22 protein-coding genes are annotated in these 17,509 nt (G+C 74.5%); 10 read left to right on the plus strand and 12 right to left on the minus strand.

Going from position 1 to position 17,509, the window contains the following annotated elements; genetic code table 11:
• The first annotated feature begins 5 nt into the window (after window positions 1-5).
• Window positions 6-488 (plus strand): hypothetical protein, encoded by a 483-nt coding sequence (locus AB0G08_RS02950; protein ID WP_358082892.1) that lies wholly within the window; start codon window positions 6-8, stop codon window positions 486-488.
• A 9-nt stretch (window positions 489-497) separates the two neighbouring features.
• Entirely contained in the window at window positions 498-1,451 is a 954-nt protein-coding gene (gene pheA, locus AB0G08_RS02955) for a prephenate dehydratase (RefSeq protein WP_358082253.1), read from the plus strand.
• A 187-nt stretch (window positions 1,452-1,638) separates the two neighbouring features.
• Here pheA and AB0G08_RS02960 read toward each other — a convergent pair whose 3' ends face one another.
• From AB0G08_RS02960 to AB0G08_RS02970, 3 genes are all read right to left on the minus strand, one after another.
• Window positions 1,639-2,361 (minus strand): AIM24 family protein, encoded by a 723-nt coding sequence (locus AB0G08_RS02960; protein WP_089002863.1) that lies wholly within the window; start codon window positions 2,359-2,361, stop codon window positions 1,639-1,641.
• A gap of 206 nt (window positions 2,362-2,567) precedes the next feature.
• A complete protein-coding gene (locus AB0G08_RS02965) occupies window positions 2,568-2,912 on the minus strand; it encodes a metallopeptidase family protein (RefSeq protein ID WP_192581591.1) in 345 nt (114 codons plus the stop codon).
• 121 nt (window positions 2,913-3,033) lie between these two features.
• Window positions 3,034-3,465 (minus strand): OsmC family protein, encoded by a 432-nt coding sequence (locus tag AB0G08_RS02970; protein WP_357877449.1) that lies wholly within the window; start codon window positions 3,463-3,465, stop codon window positions 3,034-3,036.
• Between the two features lie 112 nt (window positions 3,466-3,577).
• On the opposite strand from AB0G08_RS02970, the gene AB0G08_RS02975 reads away from it, so the two are divergent.
• Window positions 3,578-4,309, plus strand: coding sequence for a hypothetical protein (locus AB0G08_RS02975; RefSeq protein WP_358082256.1), 732 nt, complete (start codon window positions 3,578-3,580; stop codon window positions 4,307-4,309).
• 99 nt (window positions 4,310-4,408) lie between these two features.
• Here the strand turns inward: AB0G08_RS02975 and AB0G08_RS02980 are convergent, their stop codons facing one another.
• Entirely contained in the window at window positions 4,409-4,930 is a 522-nt protein-coding gene (locus AB0G08_RS02980) for a GNAT family N-acetyltransferase (RefSeq protein WP_358082259.1), read from the minus strand.
• A 194-nt stretch (window positions 4,931-5,124) separates the two neighbouring features.
• On the opposite strand from AB0G08_RS02980, the gene AB0G08_RS02985 reads away from it, so the two are divergent.
• Window positions 5,125-5,946, plus strand: coding sequence for an HAD family hydrolase (locus tag AB0G08_RS02985; protein WP_358082262.1), 822 nt, complete (start codon window positions 5,125-5,127; stop codon window positions 5,944-5,946).
• Entirely contained in the window at window positions 5,946-6,758 is an 813-nt protein-coding gene (locus tag AB0G08_RS02990) for an HAD family hydrolase (RefSeq protein WP_358082265.1), read from the plus strand. Before AB0G08_RS02985 ends, AB0G08_RS02990 begins: the two co-directional genes overlap by 1 nt.
• 33 nt (window positions 6,759-6,791) lie before the next feature.
• Here AB0G08_RS02990 and AB0G08_RS02995 read toward each other — a convergent pair whose 3' ends face one another.
• The gene (locus tag AB0G08_RS02995) at window positions 6,792-7,400 is read right to left on the minus strand and encodes a bacterial proteasome activator family protein (protein ID WP_357877434.1); all 609 of its coding nucleotides are present in this window, start codon (window positions 7,398-7,400) and stop codon (window positions 6,792-6,794) included.
• Window positions 7,401-7,483: 83 nt separating this feature from the next.
• Between AB0G08_RS02995 and AB0G08_RS03000 the strand changes: the two genes are divergently transcribed.
• Window positions 7,484-8,281 (plus strand): prolyl oligopeptidase family serine peptidase, encoded by a 798-nt coding sequence (locus AB0G08_RS03000; protein WP_358082268.1) that lies wholly within the window; start codon window positions 7,484-7,486, stop codon window positions 8,279-8,281.
• A 79-nt stretch (window positions 8,282-8,360) separates the two neighbouring features.
• Window positions 8,361-9,557, plus strand: a complete 1,197-nt coding sequence (locus tag AB0G08_RS03005) for an ABC transporter substrate-binding protein (RefSeq protein WP_358082271.1) — start codon at window positions 8,361-8,363, stop codon at window positions 9,555-9,557.
• Between the two features lie 67 nt (window positions 9,558-9,624).
• Here the strand turns inward: AB0G08_RS03005 and ddaH are convergent, their stop codons facing one another.
• Window positions 9,625-10,458 carry a dimethylargininase gene (ddaH, locus tag AB0G08_RS03010; RefSeq protein ID WP_358082274.1) on the minus strand — a complete coding sequence of 278 codons (834 nt, stop codon included), beginning with the start codon at window positions 10,456-10,458 and terminating at the stop codon, window positions 9,625-9,627.
• A 59-nt stretch (window positions 10,459-10,517) separates the two neighbouring features.
• Here ddaH and AB0G08_RS03015 point away from each other — a divergent pair, with 59 nt between their 5' ends.
• Complete coding sequence (locus AB0G08_RS03015) at window positions 10,518-10,976, plus strand: Lrp/AsnC family transcriptional regulator (protein ID WP_358082277.1); 459 nt, start codon at window positions 10,518-10,520, stop codon at window positions 10,974-10,976.
• Between the two features lie 85 nt (window positions 10,977-11,061).
• Window positions 11,062-12,966: a beta-propeller domain-containing protein gene (locus tag AB0G08_RS03020; RefSeq protein ID WP_358082280.1), complete on the plus strand. Its 1,905-nt coding sequence runs from the start codon at window positions 11,062-11,064 to the stop codon at window positions 12,964-12,966.
• Window positions 12,967-13,039: 73 nt separating this feature from the next.
• Here the strand turns inward: AB0G08_RS03020 and AB0G08_RS03025 are convergent, their stop codons facing one another.
• The 3 genes from AB0G08_RS03025 to AB0G08_RS03035 form a co-directional block, all read right to left on the minus strand.
• Window positions 13,040-14,146 (minus strand): hypothetical protein, encoded by a 1,107-nt coding sequence (locus AB0G08_RS03025; protein WP_358082282.1) that lies wholly within the window; start codon window positions 14,144-14,146, stop codon window positions 13,040-13,042.
• An 80-nt stretch (window positions 14,147-14,226) separates the two neighbouring features.
• Window positions 14,227-14,493: a DUF6457 domain-containing protein gene (locus AB0G08_RS03030; RefSeq protein WP_358082285.1), complete on the minus strand. Its 267-nt coding sequence runs from the start codon at window positions 14,491-14,493 to the stop codon at window positions 14,227-14,229.
• Window positions 14,490-15,164: an NTP transferase domain-containing protein gene (locus AB0G08_RS03035; protein WP_358082288.1), complete on the minus strand. Its 675-nt coding sequence runs from the start codon at window positions 15,162-15,164 to the stop codon at window positions 14,490-14,492. Before AB0G08_RS03035 ends, AB0G08_RS03030 begins: the two co-directional genes overlap by 4 nt.
• A gap of 50 nt (window positions 15,165-15,214) precedes the next feature.
• Between AB0G08_RS03035 and fdhD the strand changes: the two genes are divergently transcribed.
• On the plus strand, window positions 15,215-16,069 hold the full coding sequence (gene fdhD / locus AB0G08_RS03040) for a formate dehydrogenase accessory sulfurtransferase FdhD (protein ID WP_358082291.1): 855 nt from the start codon (window positions 15,215-15,217) through the stop codon (window positions 16,067-16,069).
• An 8-nt stretch (window positions 16,070-16,077) separates the two neighbouring features.
• Here the strand turns inward: fdhD and AB0G08_RS03045 are convergent, their stop codons facing one another.
• The 3 genes from AB0G08_RS03045 to AB0G08_RS03055 all read right to left on the minus strand — a co-directional run bounded on the left by AB0G08_RS03045 (window position 16,078) and on the right by AB0G08_RS03055 (window position 17,477).
• The gene (locus tag AB0G08_RS03045; protein WP_358082294.1) at window positions 16,078-16,773 is read right to left on the minus strand and encodes a GAP family protein; all 696 of its coding nucleotides are present in this window, start codon (window positions 16,771-16,773) and stop codon (window positions 16,078-16,080) included.
• A 156-nt stretch (window positions 16,774-16,929) separates the two neighbouring features.
• Entirely contained in the window at window positions 16,930-17,175 is a 246-nt protein-coding gene (locus AB0G08_RS03050) for a flavin reductase (RefSeq protein WP_358082297.1), read from the minus strand.
• Window positions 17,172-17,477: a hypothetical protein gene (locus tag AB0G08_RS03055; RefSeq protein ID WP_358082300.1), complete on the minus strand. Its 306-nt coding sequence runs from the start codon at window positions 17,475-17,477 to the stop codon at window positions 17,172-17,174. The genes AB0G08_RS03050 and AB0G08_RS03055 overlap by 4 nt, the downstream gene beginning before the upstream one ends.
• Window positions 17,478-17,509: the final 32 nt, after the last annotated feature.

Below are 17,509 nucleotides of genomic sequence, written 5' to 3' on the forward strand. Positions count from 1 at the left end.
CCGCGCTGCCCCTGGCCGGCTGCGGCACCCCGCCGGAGCTGCGCCGTCCCGCCCCGACCGCCGCCCCGACCCGCACCGCCGTCCCCGTCACGCCCAGCGCCACGCCGACGCCCCCGCCCGCCACCGGCCTGCCCGGCGGCGGGGCGGTCACCCCCACGGTCGACCCCGGCCTGGTCGCGGTCCCCTGCCCGGACGGCCCCTCCGGGGCACGGATCGTCGACCTGGTGCGGGGCCGGGGTGGCGTACTGCCGAACGGCGTCCGGGTCCGGGTGCGGACCGGGCCGCTCTGCGCCGGTGAGTGGCACTACACCGTGCTCGACGTGACCGGGCACGAGACACTCCAGGTGGTCACGCAGGGGCGGCCGGGCGCCCCGCGGCTGGTCACCGCCGGCACCGACGTCTGCACCGCCGAGGTCCGCGCCGCCGGGCCACCCGGCATCCGGACGCGCGTCTGCGACGCCGGGTCGCTCGGCGTACCGGGTGCGTAGGCTGTCGCCATGCCGGGAACACCGCCGACGCGCTTCGTCTACCTCGGGCCGGAGGGCACCTTCGCCGAACAGGCGTTGAACAGCATCCCCGCCGCCGAGCGGGGCAGCCGCACGCCGGCCCGCAGCGTGCCGGAGGCGCTGGAGAGCGTACGAACCGGGGAGGCGGACGCGGCCCTGGTGCCGCTGGAGAACTCGATCGGCGGCGCGGTCGGGGTGACCCTGGACGAACTCGCCGAGGGCGCCCCCCTCGTGATCACCCGCGAGGTGATCCTGCCGGTCGAGTTCGTGCTCGCCGCGCGGCCCGGCACGACGCTCCCGCACGTGGGCAGCGTCGCCGCCCACCCGCAGGCGTCCACCCAGTGCCGGGGCTGGCTACGCACGCACCTGCCCGACGCGGTCGTGGTCGACGTGCTCTCCAACGGCGCGGCCGCCGCCGGAGCCGCCGCCGGCGAGTACGACGCGGCGATCTGCGCCCCGATCGGCGCCGGCCGGCACCGGCTCGACGTGCTCGCCGACAAGATCGCCGACCACCCGGACGCGGTGACCCGCTTCGCGCTGGTGTCCCGCCCCGGGCCGCCCCCGCCGCCGACCGGCGACGACGTGACGTCCCTGGCGGTCTACATCGCGCACGACCGGGTGGGCGCGCTGCTGTCGGTGCTCATGGAGCTGGCCGTCCGGGGGGTCAACATGACCCGGATCGAGTCCCGCCCGACCGGGGAGGCGCTCGGCCGGTACGTCTTCTTCCTCGACTGCACGGGGCACGTGGCGGACGTGCGGCTCAGCGAGGCCTTGCAGGGGCTGCGCCGGGTCTGCGCCGACGTGCGCTTCCTGGGCTCGTACCCCCGGCACCGGTTCCCCGGGTCGGGCGACCGCCCGATCCCGGCCCCCGCCGGCCTCTCGGACGCCGACTACGCCGACGCCGCCGCCTGGCTGGCCCGCCTCCGCGCCGGCGACCTCAGCTGACGCCCGGCCCCGCACCGCCCCCGAAGCTGACACCGGCCCGCACCGGCACCGCCTGTGCGGCCGACACCGGCCCCGCACCGCCTGTGCGGCCGACGGCGGCCCCGGAACGGCACCGCCCCCGACCGGCACCGGATCCGGCGGGGCCGGTCGGCGCGGGGCGGGGGCGGGGCGGGGTGACGCGGTGCCTCTAGCTGAGCAGGCCGCCGAGGAGGCCGCCCTGCTGCTCCTGGGAGCCGCTGCCCATGATGGGCGGCTCCTCGGAGGGCTGGACGACGACGAAGCCCTGGCCGGCGAAGCTCATCGTGAACGACTCGCCGGTGCGGCGGCCAAGCAGCGTGCCGAGGCCGAGCTGCTCGGCGCGGTGGTAGCCGGTCTGGAGGTTGGCCGACCAGCAGACCGCCGCCTGCGGGTCGACGTAGGTGGGGGCGTCGACGTTGAGCACCACCGGGGTGCCCTTGGTGGTGATGGCGATCCGGCCGTGGCCGCTGAAGACGCAGTTGAACAGGCCGGACGACGACGCCATGCCGGCCCCGCCGACCATCCGGATGTCGTACTGGAGGGTGGAGTCGAAGGCCAGCACGCTGGAGCCGTTGATGGAGAGCGCGTCGCCGGGCTCCAGGTCGATGACGTGCACGTCCTTGGCGAAGTCGGCGAGGAAGACGTCACCCCGGCCGGAGACCTTCATCAGCGGGACGCCCTCGCCGGTCAGCTTCTGCTTGAGGAACTTGCCGAGCCCGCCGGAGCCGAGGGCCTGGAACTGCACCTGCCCCTGGTAGGCGACCATCGACCCGACCCGGGCCATCGCCTCGCCGTTCAGTTCGATCTTCAACATCTTGGAGTTCTGCAGCCGCATGCCGGGCTGCGCGGACTCCTTCTCAAGGTTCTCCGCCGAGAACAGCTCGCTGCGCATGGAAGTGCCTCCTGAGTTCGTGGTGCCTGGACCGACGGTAGGCGACCGTGGCAACCGTCGACCACCGGCCGTCCGGCCCGCGGCGACCACCGGCCGTCGCCGCTCCGGCGCCCGCCGGTCGTCGCCGCTTCGGGGTGCCCACCGGTCGCCGGCCCGCCGCGCCCGCCCGGACCGGCGCCCCGCCCACCCGGCGGTGGCGCCGATCCCTAGCCCCAGCCCAGCTCGTGCAGGCGGGCGTCGTCGATGCCGAAGTGGTGGGCGATCTCGTGCACCACCGTGACCGCGACCTCGTCGACGACGTCCTCGTCGTCGTCGCAGATGCGCAGGATGGGGTTGCGGTAGATCAGGATGCGGTCCGGCAGCACGCCGGCGTAGTCCCAGCCCCGGTCGGTGAGGGCGTGGCCCTCGTAGAGGCCGAGCAGGTCCTCGCCCGGGGGCGGGTCGTCCTCGACCAGGATCACGACGTTGCTCATCAGCGCGAGGAGTTCCTCGGGCACCTCGTCGAGCGCGTCGCCGACCAGCTCCTCGAAGCGCTCGCGACTCATCTCCACCGGCACCCGGCCCATTCTGCCCGACGACACGGCCCGCCCGCGCCGGTCGGAACTGGCGGACCGCCACGGGGAGCGGGCGCGGCTCCCCGTGGCGGTCGACGCCGACGGCGCAACGGTCAGGTCAGGAGGCGAGGCGGGCGGTCAGGCTGATCTGGGCGCCCGGGGCGAGCAGGCGGGAGATCGGGCAGTTCTCCTTGGCGGTCTCCGCGAGCTTGGTGAACTGCGCCTCGTCGATGCCCGGCACCTGGCCGACGGTGTCCAGCTCGATGCGGGTCACCGTCATCCCGGCGTCGGTCTTGTCGAGGTGGACCTTGGCGGTGGTCTCCACGGAGGTGGGCGGCGAGCCCGCCTCGGCGAGCGCCTTGGAGAACGCCATCGAGAAGCAGCCGGCGTGGGCCGCCCCGATCAGCTCCTCGGGGTTGGTGCCCTCACCCTCCTCGAACCGGGACTTGAAGGAGTAGTTCCCCTGCATCCCGCCCTTGCCGGTGCGGATCGTGCCGGACCCCTCGGTGAGGTTGCCCTGCCACTGTGCGGAAGCGGTACGGATAGGCATGCACCCGACGCTAGTCGAACAGGCACCGGCCGGCGACCGTTCACGCTCCGGGTCGCCGGGTGCGTACTGTGTCATGATTCGGGGCAGGCCCGCGAACGCGGAAGGGTGGCCGATGTCCCAGGATTCCCCCATTCCCCGGCAGGAACACCGGTCCGACGGTGCGGCCGTCCTGGAGTGGGGCACGGAGCCGGTTGGGCCGGGCCGGTTCGGCCGTACGTTCTCCGGTCTGGGCCGGGATCGTCGCCTCCCCGTGCTGCTCGCGGCGCTCGGCGCGGTGGCCGCCCTCGCCTCGATGCTCGGCGAGTGGCAGGTGATGACCATCCCCAACGCCGGCCCGCAGGGCAACACGCCGCTACGGGTGCCGGGCGGGGTGTCCGACATCGGCGGGTTCGGGGTGGGCTACCTGGTCGGGCTGTTCGCCCTGGTCTGCGCGGTGGTGCTCGCGCTGCGCGGCTCCCTCGCGGTGCGCCCCAACGCCCGGCTCGCCGGGCTGGCCCTGGCCGTGGCGCTGCTCGGACTGCTGGTCGCGACCGCCACCTCGCTGGACGAGGCCGGCCAGCGGGTCTTCTTCTACTCCACGGACGACGGGTTCCGGGTCGAGTACGGCCGCGGCCTGGTGACGGCGTTCCTGGCCTGCGCCCTCTTCGCGGCGGCGTTGAAGCTGGCCCCGACCGACGCGGTCCCGCCCGCCGAGCAGGCGGACGACGGGGGCGAGGCGGAGCCGGTGGGCCAGCGCCGCCGCAGCCGCAGGGCCCGGGACGTGGCGGACGACGGGCTGCCCGCGCCGGCCGACCTCACCGTCGGGCCGGCCATCCCCTTCGCCCGCCCCGAGCCCCGGGACTGACCCGGTCGGCCACCGCGCCCCGCGCTGGTGGCCGCCGGCCCGCGCGGTGACCCGGCCCGCGCCGCAGCCCGAACGGCCCCGCCGGTCCGCCCGCACCCCTCAGGGGGCCACCCAGCGGACCTCGCCGTCCACCCGCTCGTCGGTGGCCCGCAGGCCGAGCCGCTCGGCCACTTGGGCGGACGCCCGGTGATCCGGATGCACGTGCGCGACCAGCGACCCGACACCGTGCTCCGCCAGCCAGCCGACCAGGCCGACGGCGGCCTCACCCGCGTAGCCGCGGCCCTGGTGCGGCGCCAGGACGACCCAGGCCAGCTCGGCGACCGGCCGGTCGCCGTCGAGCCGCACGGTGGCCTGGACGGTGCCGATCGCGTCGCCGGTGTCCCGGTGCCGGACGACCCAGTTGAGCCAGCCCTCCCGGCCGTCCGGGGACCGCCCGGCCACCTGCCGGCCGTAACGCTCCCGAAGTTGCTCGGTGGTGGCCGGACCGCCCCCGATGTACTCGTACAGGGCCGGGTCGTCCAGGAGGGGGGCGAGTTCCTCGGCGTGGTCGACCCGGAGGGGCTCCAGCAGCAGCCGCTCGGTGTCGATGGTCTCCGCCACCGGCCAGTCCCGCTCTCCCACCCGCCCACCGTACGGCTGGGTGGGCGGTCCCGGGCGGGAACACCGGCGGGCCGTCGACCGTTGGCCCGGCATTCGCCGGAACGCCATGGTCGGGGCCCGTTCCGCGAGGTACGTTTGCTGCCCGCCGTCACTCAGGGTCGAGGCACCGAGGACCGAGACGGCTGGCAGCGACGGCGGCGGGCGAAGGAGGAACGATGACCCGCCCGGGCCTGCCCAAGCTGATCGCCACGGATCTCGACGGGACGCTCGTCCGTAGCGACGAGACCGTCTCCGCGTACACCCATGCGGTGCTCGACCGGGTGCGGGCCGCCGGGATCCCGGTGGTCGGCGCGACCGGTCGCGGGCCCCGGCTCGCCGAACTGACCCGCAACGACATCCGCGCCGCGGACTTCCTGGTGATGGCCGGCGGCGGCCGGGTGGTCGACCAGAGCGACCCGTCCGGGCCGGTGGTGCTGCGCGACGAGCGCCTTCCCGCCGAGGTGCTGGCCACGCTGCTGGCCGACCTGGAGGCGGCCGTCGGGCCGCTGACCGTGATGGTCGAGGCGTCGGACGAGCACGACGCCCCGCTCTGGGGCGACTACCACCCGAGCTGGCCCTACCAGGACGCGTTCGAGACGCGCAGCCGCACCGAGTGCCTCTCCTGCGACGTGATCAAGGCGTTCGTCCGGACCGCCGACCACCACGTCGACGAACTGCTCGCGGTCGCCCGGCAGATCGTCCCGCCGGAGGTCGCCACGCTCACCCAGGCCGGGCTGGGCTTCGTCGAGATCTGCCCGCCCGGGGTGGACAAGTCCACCGGGCTGACCGTGGTGGCGCAGCGCCTCGGCGTCGACCCGGCCGAGGTGCTGGTCTTCGGCGACATGCCCAACGACCTGCCGATGTTCGAGTGGGCCGGCTGGGCGCGGGTCGCGGTCTCCAACGCCCACCCGACGGTCCGCGCCCTCGCGGACGAGGTGACCCTGCGCAACGACGACGACGGGGTGGCGGTGTACCTCGATCGGCTACTGTCCCGCTGATGGGAGGGGCACCACGGCTGATCGCCACCGACATCGACGGCACCCTGCTCCGGGACGACCGCACGCTCAGCCCGCACACCGCCGAGGTGCTGGCCCGGCTCTCCGCGCGGGACACGCCGGTCGTGCTGGTCACCGGCCGTCCGATCCGCTGGCTGAAGATGGTGTACGAGCAGCTCGCCGAGCCGCTGCCGGCCATCTGCGCCAACGGCGCGGTGGTCTACGACCCGGTCACCGACGAGGTGCTGCGGGCCGACCCGCTCGCCCCGCAACTGCTCGCCGAGGTGGCCCGGCGACTGCGCGCCGAGGTGCCCGAGGTCAGCTTCGCGGTGGAGATCGTCGACAGCCGGCAGATGCGGCACGAGGCGCACTACCCGCTGCGCTGGGACGCCGACCACGACGCGATCCGGGCGGTCGAGACCGCCGAGGAGCTGCTGGCGGCGCCGGCGGTGAAGCTGCTGGCCCGGTCCGCCGAGCATGATCCCGACGCGTTCGTCGCGCTGGTGGCGGCGGCCCTGGAGGGGCTGGCGGAGGCGACGCACTCGTCGTACTCGGGGCTGGTGGAGATCTCCGCCGCCGGCGTGACCAAGGCGGCCGGGCTGGCGTGGTACTGCGCGCGGCTGGGCATCGACGCCCGGGACGTGCTCGCCTTCGGCGACATGCCCAACGACGTGCCGATGCTGACCTGGGCCGGCCGGGGGGTGGCGGTGGCGAACGCGCACCCCGCCGTCCTGGAGATCGCCGACGAGGTCACGGCGGCGAACTCGGCGGACGGCGTGGCGGCGTACCTGGAGAAGGTCTTCGGGGTGGGGTGAGCGGCCGGCCGGCGGCCCCGGCCGGCCGCGCGGTCAGAGGTACTGGCCGGTGCTGTGCCCCTCGCCGCCCTGCGGCGGCTGGCCCATCCCCGGCATGCCCGGCAGCATGCCGCCGCCCGGGCCGCTCGGCAGCGCCTGCCGGCCGGAGCGCATCTGCTCCAGCTGCACGCGGGCGGCCATCTGCTGCGCGACCAGGGCCGCCTGGATGCCGTGGAACAGGCCCTCCAGCCAGCCGACGAGCTGGGCGTGCGCGATGCGCAGCTCGCCCTCGCTGGGCGCCTTCTCCTCGGTGAAGGGCAGCGAGATGCGCTCCAGTTCCTCGCGCAGCTCGGGGGCGAGCCCCTCCTTCAGCTCGACGATCGACCGCTCGTGGATCTCCCGCATCCGGTGCCGGCTGGCGTCGTCGAGCGGGGCGGCCTTGACCTCCTCCAGCAGCTGCTTGATCATGCTGCCGATCCGCATCACCTTGGCCGGCTGCTCGACCAGTCGGGTCGGGTCCTCGCCGTGTGCCTCGTCGGTCTGCACGGTGCCGACAGGCCGCCCGTCCGGGCCGACCACCACCACCGTTCCGGAATGACCGGTGCCATCCTGGCCCGGCTCGTCGTTCTGTCCAGCGGAGTGCGCTTCGGTCATGGGAACCATCTTTACCCAGCCGCGAGCGCCCATGCGCCCGGGGACCGATCCCCGGCCTCGGTTCCGCGCGTGATCCGCGCTACGGTCGCGCCATGCCCGCCGACCCCCGCGACGTGCTCAGCCGGCCCACTCCGCCCCCCGACGTCACCGTCTCCTACGGCGACCACCCGGACCAGGTCGCCGACCTGCGCGTCCCCGCCGGCCCGGGCCCGGCCCGGCCGCTGGTCGTGGTGGTGCACGGCGGCTTCTGGCGGGCCGAGTACGACCGCCGGCACACCGACCCGCTGGCCGTCGGGCTGGCCGCGCTGGGCCATCCGGTGGCCCAGGTGGAGTACCGCCGGACGGGGCAGCCGGGTGGCGGCTGGCCGGGGACGCTGACCGACGTGCTGACCGGCGTGACGGAGCTGCCCCGACTCGCGGCCGAGGCGCTGCCCGGGCGGGTCGCCGCCGGGCCGCCGCTCCTGGTGGGCCACTCCGCGGGGGGACACCTGGCGTTGTACGCGGCGACGACCGCCCCGGCCGTCGTCGGCGGCGTGCTGGCGCTGGCCCCGGTGTCAAACCTGGCGGAGGCGTACCGGCTGGATCTGGACGCGGGGGCGGTGGCCGCGCTGCTCGGCGGCGGCCCGGCGGACGTCCCCGAGCGGTACGCCACCGTCGATCCACGATCATCGGTGCCAGCACCGACACGGACAGTAGTCGTGCACGGTGCCCTGGATCAGCAGGTGCCGATCGGGATGAGCCGGGAGTACGTCGCCGCCGGCCGGGCGGCGGGCGGCGACGTGCGCCTCGTTGAGCTGCCGGAATGCGAGCATTTCGGGCTCATCGATCCGGAGTCCGCGGCCTGGCCGCAGATCACGGCTGCTTTCCGATCTCTCCAGGAAGATCGCTAAGCATTGACGCAGCGTCGCTGAGCCGGTAGAACGCCGAGGGGGCGTGATCCGCCCTGCAACGCTCCCCGGAAGGAACTCGGTGTCGCAGATGAACCGCAGGCGGGCCCTCCAACTGCTGGGCGCTCTCGGTACGGCCGGACTGGTCGCCGGGTGCGGCACCGACGACGCGGACGGCGGAGCGGCCGGCAGGGGCAACCCGATCAAGATCGGCCTCGTGGCGCCGACCAGCGGCGGTCTCAAGGCGATCGGCGACGAGATCACCAACGGTTTCCAGCTCTTCCTCGACCTCAACGACAAGCTGCTGGGCGGGCACCCGACCACCCTGCTCACCGCCGACGAGGGCGAGAGCGTCAAGACCGGCAAGGCCGCCGTCGAGGGGCTGCTGAAGCAGGGCGTGCTCGCCCTCACCGGCGTGGTCGACGCGAACGTCATGTCCGGCATCCGCAACACCGTCGAGGAGGCCCGGGTGCCCCTCATCGGCTCCAACGCCTCGCCGTCCAGCCTCCAGAGCGTCGTCTACATCTGGCGGACGTCGTACGTGCTGGACGAGGCGGGCCGGGCGCTGGGCCGTTACCTGCGGGAGCAGCTGGAACCGTCGGCCCGGCTGGCGATCATCGCGCCGGACAGCGTCGGCAGCCAGGACGTGGTGCGGGGCTTCCGGCAGGAGTTCGGCGAGTCCGACCCCCGGATCAAGGACGCGCTGGTCTCGACGGGCGTCTTCACCAACCCGTCGAAGTCCGCGTACCGGGCCGACATCCGCACGGCGCTGAGCCGGAACCCGACGGCGGTGTTCTGCTACTTCGCCGGGCCGGCGGCGGTCGAGTTCATCAAGCAGCTGCGCATCGAGGGGTTCACCGGCAAGGTCTACGCCCCCGGCTTCCTGACCGAGGGCGCCGTGCTGAGCAACGTGAAGGCCGAGGACGCGCTGGGCATCCAGACGGCGCTCAACTACTCGTCCGACCTGAACAACACGGCCAACCGCCGGTTCGCCTCGGCGTACCGCAAGAAGCACGGCACCTCGCCCACCACCTACGCGATGGCCTCGTACGACGCCGCGCAGGTGCTCGACCAGGCGATCCGGATCGCCGGCGGGTCGCCCAACCCGCAGCAGGTCAACCTGGCCCTCGGCAAGATCGGCCAGATCGACAGCCCGCGCGGGGTGTGGCAGTTCAACCAGCCGCGCACGCCGCAGCAGAAGTGGTACCTGCGCGAGGTCCAGCTCGACGGCCAGGTGCTGTCGAACGTGCTGGTCACCGAGCTGGCCACCCTCGGCTGACCCGCGCCCCGCGTCCCGCGCCGGCGGATGGGCCGGCGGGGAGGCGGGGCGGGGGCGGGAGCGAGGATCAGTGGCGGAGTTCGGCGATGCAGCACTTCACGCTGCCGCCGCCCTTCTTCAGCTCGGCCAGCTCGACCGGGACCGGGTGGTAGCCGGCCGCCTTCAGCTTCCCGGCCAGCCGGGTCGCCTCGCTGTTCAGCACCACGTTGAACCCGTCGCTGACCAGGTTGAGGCCGAAGGCCAGGGCGTCCTCGGCGTCGGCGACCACCGCGTCGGGGAAGAGCTGGGTGAGCACGCGCTGGCTGGCCGCGGAGAAGGCGCCCGGGTAGTAGACGACGTTCTCGTCGTCGATGGAGGCGAGCGCGACGTCCAGGTGGTAGAAGCGCGGGTCGACCAGGCGCAGCGACACCACGGGCCGGGCGAGCGCCTCCTGCGCCTCGGCGTGCGCCGGCAGTTCGGTGCGGAACCCGTGCCCGGCGAGGATCAGCCCGCCGTGCGCCTCCGGCAGGTACGCGAAGTCGCCCTCGCCCTCGTTGGTCTCGATCGGCGCGATGAACCGCCAGCCCTGCGACTCGTAGAACGCCCGGTGCGCGGCGGCCTCGGCGGCCCGCTGCTCGTGCTTGAACTGCGCGCCGTAGACCGTGCCGTCGACCACGAACGCCCCGTTGGCCGCGTAGACCATGTCGGGCAGGCCCGGCTCGGGGGTCAGCAGGTGCACCTCGTGGCCGAGACCGACCAGGGTCTCCCGCATCCGGTCCCACTGCTTGACCGCAAGCTGCGAGTCGACCGGAGTGGTCACGTCCATCCACGGGTTGATCGCGTACTCGACCGCGAAGTGCTCGGGCGAGCACATGAGATATGTCCGCTTTCGCGGGACTCGCTGCTGGTTCACGGTGACCAAGGGTAGGTACCCTCGAACTTTGGTAACAGCCGCAACCGTTGCTTCTCAGAGGCGGAACATTGCAGATAGATGCCGTAGACCAGCGGATCATTGCGTTGCTCGTCGCGGACGCCCGCGCCTCGTACGCCGACATCGGTCAGCGGGTGTCGCTCTCCGCTCCGGCGGTCAAACGACGGGTGGACCGGCTGCGGGCGGCCGGCGTGATCCGGGGATTCACCGCCGTCGTCGACCCCGCCGCCGTCGGCTGGACCACCGAGGCGTTCGTCGAGCTGTTCTGCGCCGGGCGGACCACCCCGGCGCAGATCGGGGTGGCCACCCGCCGGCACCCCGAGGTGGTCGGCGCGTACACCGTCTCGGGCGAGGCCGACGCGCTCGTACACCTGCGGGCCGCCGACATCGGGCACCTGGAGGCGGCGCTGGAGCGGCTGCGGGCCGAGCCCTTCGTGACCTCCACCCGGAGCACCATCGTGCTCTCCCGGCTCGTCGAGTCCCCCGGCGTCGGCCCCTCCCCCCGCTGAGCCTCGTCGGCCTCGCGACCCGCGGCCGGCGGAAACCGGGCGTGCGGGCCGGAACCAGGCGTCGGCCGGGCGCGTCGAACCGGCCATGACACGGGGAGCCCACATCTTCGCGGTCGGCACGCTGGCCGCGCTCACGCTGCTCGGCGGGAGCGCCCTCCCGCCGGTGCCAGCCGACCCGCCGGTTCCGGGCCCGCCGACCGCCGCGCCTCGGCTGGTCTCCTACGAATCCTGCGCCGACGCGCTGGCCGGGCTGCGCGCCACCGCCGGCGCGGCCGTCGGCCCGTGGGGATTCGGCGGCGGCCAGCGCATGGCCTTCGATCTCGGCGCCGTGCCCAAGGCCGCGTCCGGCGCGCGGACGCTCTCCGCCCAGGCCGCCACGGAGCACTCCACGACCAACGTCCACGAGCCGGGCGCGGACGAACCGGACCTGGTCAAGACCGACGGGCGACGGATCGTGACCGTCACCGGCGGCACGCTGCGGGTGGTGGACCCGGCCGCCCGGCGGGAGACCGGCCGCCTCGACCTCACCGGTGCAATGCCAGAGCTGCGGTGGGGGCGGCAGACGACCCTGCTGCTGCACGGCGACCGGGCGCTGGTGCTGGCCCAGGTGGGCGCGGGCCGGATGCCTGCGACCCGCGCGATGCCGCTCAGCGACGTACGGCGCAGCGACGTACCGTTCGGCGACGTACCGCGCCTGATCCTGGTCGACCTCGCGGGCGCGCCGCGGGTGCTCGGGACGTACCGGATGGACGGGAGCCTGGTCGACGCCCGGCAGACCGGATCGACCGCGCGGGTGGTCGTCCGCACCCAGCCCCGGCTGATCTTCCCACGCGAAAAGCGGAGCACCGACGCGAGGCGGACCGCTGTCAACCGGGCGGTGATCGCCAGGGCCGGGGTGGAGGCGTGGCTGCCGGCGTACGAGTGGACGGCCGGGGCGGAACGGCACGTCGGCCGGGTCGGCTGCGACCGGGTGAGCCGGCCGCCCGTCTGGTCCGGCACGTCGATGCTGACCGTGCTGAGCTTCGACCTGGCTGGCGACCGGCTCGGTGCCGGCGACCCGGTCAGCGTCGCCGCCGACGCCAGCACCGTCTACGGCACCGGGACCAGCCTCTACCTCGCCGGGCAGCGGCCGGCGTCGGCCCGACCGGGCGCACCACGCGTGGCCTGGCGGGCGGGTGAACAGGTCACCGAGATCCACCAGTTCGACACCCGCTCACCCGGACGGCCGCGCTACGTGGCCGCCGGCACGGTGCCCGGGACGCTCGTCAACCAGTACGCCCTCTCGGAGTGGCAGGGGCACCTGCGGGTCGCCACCACCACCGGCGACACCTGGAGCACCCGCCAGAAGTCGCAGTCCGCCGTGTACGTGCTGCGCCCCGACGGGGAAAGGCTGGTCCGGACGGGCGCGGTCACCGGCCTCGGGCCCGGCGAGCGGATCTACTCCGTACGCTTCCTCGGCGGCTCCGCGTACGTGGTCACGTTCCGGCGGACCGACCCGCTCTACGCGGTCGACCTGACGGATCCGGCCGCGCCCCGGGTCACCGGCGAACTGAAGATCACCGGCTACTCGGCGTACCTGCACCCGCTGCCGGAGGGCCGGCTGCTCGGGGTGGGCCAGGAGGCCGACCGGCGGGGACGGGTGCAGGGGCTCCAGGTCTCCCTGTTCGACGTCCGCGACCCGGCCCGCCCGGCCCGGCTCGACCAGTGGCACGTGCCGAGGGCGTACTCGGCGCTGGAGCACGACACGCACGCCTTCCTGCACCACCCCGGTACGGGGCTGGTCGCCCTGCCGGTCGGCGACGACGTACGGCTGCTGCGGGTGTCCGGGACCGACATCGCCGAGGTCGGCACGGTGTCCCACGCCGACCGGGCGGGCCGGGTCCTCCGGTCGTTGCTGGTCGGGGACGTGCTCTGGACCGTCTCCGCCGCTGGCCTGCGGGCCACCGACCCGGCCACCGCGCGAAGCCTCGACTGGCTCCCCGTGACCTGATCCTCCCTCCCCGGCGGGTGGGGCCCGGTTTCTCGGGGTTTCCGGGCTCCACCCGCCACCAACGCGGGGGAATTCAGAGGTACATGCCGGTGCGGTGTTCGCCCTGGTCCCGCTTGACCGGCTTGTCCCCCTCGCCGAAGAACCGCTTCCCGCCGAACTCGCCGTGCAGGCGGTCGTCCAGCTCGTCGGCGAGCCCGGTCATCACCTGGACCGCGAGCATGAGGTGGGTGGCCTGGAAGTTGCGGCCGAAGACGGGGATGGACGCCCACACGGTGTCGTCGGCGCAGTAGAGCCGGCCGATCGGCATCCGGTTGGTCAGCTCGGAGAGCTTGACGTAGAGCCGCTCGGTCGGCTCGACCTCGGTCAGCACCGGGGAGAAGACGTCCACCAGCGGCGGGTTGTCGCGGACCCGGACGAAGACCATCGCCGAGCCGGCGCGGATGTTGATGTCGCCGTCGGAGTCGACCTGCAACCGGTCCGAGTCCGACTTGAGCATGGTCGAGACGACGGTGCGGACCTTCTCGGCGAGCGCGGCCACGTCCTGCTCGGGCGCCTGGGCGGCGGCGGCCGCCGCGAGCGCCTCGTCCAGGTCGGCTTCCACGTCGCGGTCGGGGCCGAACTCGCTGCGCGCGGTGCCCAGCGGCTCCACCGGCAGCGGCTCGCCCTCGGCGTCGTGGATGAGGTAGACGAGGAAGGCGGGGTGCGGTGCGCCGTAGACGTCGCGCAGCGTCCGGGTGAGCAGGGCCGCCAGTCGGGTCGCCTCGGCGGTGCCGCTGTCCAGCCCGAAGTGCTCGCCGGAGCCCTCCACCACGCCGGGCGGCGACCAGCCGAGCGCGATCATGTCCGCCACGGCGGCCCGGTCCAGCCGGTAGCCCTCCGGCAGCGTGGCGTTGCCGACCGCGCGGGCGGCCAGCCGGCCCTCCTCGCCGACGTCGATGCTGACCGAGTAGACCGCGTCGCCGGTGCCGGAGGCGGTCGGGTCGAGGGTCAGCTCGACGTGCGTGCCCGTGGGCAGCGCCGCCAACCGCTCGGCCAGCGCCCGCGCGAACTCGTGCCAGGCCTGGGTGACCTTGGCCCGCAGGTCGGCCGTGCTGGGCTCGTCGAGCAGGATCGGCTCGTGGTGCGCCGGCAGGGTGCCGGGCGAGTCACCGCCCGGCGCCGAGGGGTGGTCTGCCGTCATGATCGCCTCCGTCCGTCACGGTCACCCTACCCACGGAACCGGGGGGACGAATCAGCCCGACCGCGATCGGACAGCGGAGGTCAGGCGGGTGCCCCGCCCGGGCGTTCGGCGCCCAGCTCGACCGGCCAGGAGGCGGCCAGCGCGCTGAGCCGGGCCGCGGCGCCGGCCGGGTCCGCGCCGCGACCGACCGCCAACCCGAGGAGGTACGCGGTGACGGGCGCGCCCGGCCGCAGCACCTGGTGCGCCACGTCCTTGGCCAGGTCGAGCACGGCCGGCACCGGCACCTGGGCGGGATCCAGGTCGAGCTCGGCACAGGCCGCCGTCACCCAGTCGTCCATGACCGTCATCGCGTCCACTCCTCCGCCCGGCGTACGTCCTCGTCAGTGTCGCAGTCGAACCAGGGCGGCGGGCCGGTGCCCGACCACGCCACCTCGCGCACCCGCAACCCGGCGAGCAACGCCCTGATCGGCGCCCCCGCCAGCGACGCGGCGGACCCGGTGGCGCGCTCGACGGACCCCCCTTGATGCCCCGTGGCGCGCTCGGCGGCACCGCCGGAGTGCCCGGTGGTGCGCTCGGCGGCGAGACGGTCCAGGGCGGCGCGCAGCGGGGCCACCCGCCACACGCCGCAGAGGGTCTGCCGCCGCCCGTCGCCGTCGACGTAGCAGGCGCCGTCGTGACCGGCGTCGAGCTGGTCGAGCAGCCCGCCGACCGCCGCGCGGGTGAGCAGGGGCAGGTCGGCGGCGAGCAGGGCGACCACCGGCGTACCGGGGTCGAGCAGGGCCAGCCCGGCCGCTGCGGCGGCGACAGGGCCACCGCCCACCGGTTCCTCCCGGGTCACCCGCACCCCGGCGGGCACCGGCCCGGGCGGGCCGACCAGGATGCGCGGCGCGGCGTCGGCGACCGCGGTGAGCACCCGGTCCCGCATGGGCCGGCCGCCGACCGTCCGGGCGGGCTTGTCGACGCCCCCCATCCGGCGCGCCGCGCCCCCCGCCAGCACCACCGCCGCGTACGCGTCCACCCGGCCACCGTAGCCGCGCGGCGGACCGGGCGGGGGTGCAGGATGACGGGATGGGACGGGCGACTGACCGGCGCGGCGTGCTCCGCATCGACCTCGACGCGGCGGCCTCGGGCCGCACCTCGGTACGCCGGCAGGACAGCCTGGCCGTGGAGGAGCCGCTGGAGATCCGGGTCGGTGCGGCCGGCCCCGGCCGCCGGCGGCCGCTCGCGGTGACCATGCGTACGCCCGGCGACGATCTCGACCTGGCGATCGGCTTCCTGCTGACCGAGGGGCTGATCCGCTCCGCCGACGACGTGCGCACCGCACAGCTCTGTGCCGGCGCGGAGACTCCCAACACGTACAACGTGGTGGACGTGGTGCTGTCGCCCGGCGTGCCCGAACCGGCCGTCGATCCGGCCCGGAACTTCTACACCACCAGCTCCTGCGGGGTGTGCGGCAAGGCGAGCATCGACGCCGTGCGTACCCGATCGGTCTTCGCGGTGGGCGACGATCCGGTGACCGTGCCGGCGGCGGTCCTGGCCGCGCTGCCGGAGCGGCTGCGCGCGGCGCAGCGCGGCTTCGACCGCACGGGCGGCCTGCACGCGGCGGGCCTGTTCACCGCCGACGGCGACCTGGTGGTGCTGCGCGAGGACGTCGGCCGGCACAACGCCGTCGACAAGGTGGTCGGCTGGGCGGTCCGCGAGCGGCGGCTGCCGCTGGCCGGGCACGTCCTGCTGGTTTCCGGGCGGGCGAGCTTCGAGCTGACCCAGAAGGCGTGGATGGCGGGGGTGCCGCTGCTCGCGGCGGTCTCCGCGCCGAGCACCCTGGCGACGGAGCTGGCCGAGGAGGCCGGGCTGACGTTGGTCGGCTTCCTGCGCGGCAACGCGATGAACGTCTACGCCTGCCCCGAACGGGTCACCACCTGATCCGCCCGCTAGTCGAACAGCCCCAGCCGGAACGCGGCGTCGCGGGCGAGCAGGAAGCCGGCGATGCCGAGGATCCAGCCGAGCATGCTGCCGGAGGTCCGCATGATCCAGGCGTTGAGCCGGGCCAGCACCGGCTCGACCAGCCTCGGCCAGGCCACCCGGGCCGCCAACAGCAGCACCGCCGGCAGGACCATGACCAGGCAGTAGCCGCCCAGCAGCGCCACCACCTCCGCCGCGCCGAGCCCGGAGGTGGTCAGCAAGCCGACCGCGCCGAGGTACGGCAGCATCGTCGCCACCTCCGCGAGCGCGGCGAGCAGCGCCAGCCCGACCAGCCACCGTGCCGAGGAGTCGCCGGCGGTGGCCCGGTCCCGCCAGCGCAGCACGCCCCCGGCCTTCCGGGGTCGTTTGCCGTCGTAGCGGAAGCTGAGCACGAACAGCCCGACCCCGAGGACGAGCTGCGCCCAGAGCACCGGCCGGTTGTCCATGGCCCCGCCGAGCACGTCGGCCAGCCGGCTGCCGCCGAGGGCGAGCAGCAGCCCGACGGCGAAGTAGAAGACGGCGATCGTGCCGAGGTAGCCGAGGATCCGGCGGGCGTTGACCGGCCCGGGGGCGAGCAGCAGCCAGACGGGGATGAAGAGCGTGCCGATGCTCGTGCTGTCGACCAGGGCCAGGCCGGCGAGCGACAGCAGCAGTCCGACGCTCATGCGGTGCGTGCGATGGATGGGGGCACGGAACCATTCTGTACCGGCGGCGATCCTGTCGACTCGCCCCACGGAACGAGCATCCACTACGTCCTCCGGCGGAGACCGCCGTGCCGCACCCACGCCCGCCGTGCCCCATCGGTGCCCCGCCGACGACGGTCAGCGCGGGCGGGCCCAGCCGGTAAAACGGTCGGTCAGGTCGGCCGGCGCCGTGGCCTGCTCCAGCGCGGCGAGCTGCTCGCCCGCCTCGACCTGGAGGGCCGCCAGGTGGATCAGCAGGGCCGCCCGGTCCGTCCGGTACTCGGCGAGCAGCCGCAGCTTCGCCGCCGAACACGGCCAGGCGATCCCGCAGGCCGCGCAGCGCCAGGTGGGCCGGGTGGGCAGGTGGGCGCGGCGTCGGGTCATGCCGTGACCCGCAGGCGGGAGGTCGGCCGGCGGCGGGCCGGCGCCCCGACGGCCGGAGCCGTGGTACGCCAGCGCACCCCCTCGCACCACACGTAGAGCGAGCGCCGGTCCACGGCGTCGCCGCGCGCGCCCAGCTCGTAGACGTCGATCCAGCACCAACCGTGGTACGTGTGCCAGTCGGTCAGGACGCGGATCACGCGCACGAAGATCGGGCGGACGAACTGGGGGCTCGCGGCCCTGGTCAGGTACAGGACGTCGCCCGACTTGATCTGCCGCTTCGGTGGCGGCTGGCGGTCCGGCAAGGTCTTCCCCCCTCGTCCGTCGATGTTGGAGG

The organism is Micromonospora sp. NPDC023644 (assembly GCF_040640115.1).
Taxonomy (GTDB): domain Bacteria; phylum Actinomycetota; class Actinomycetes; order Mycobacteriales; family Micromonosporaceae; genus Micromonospora.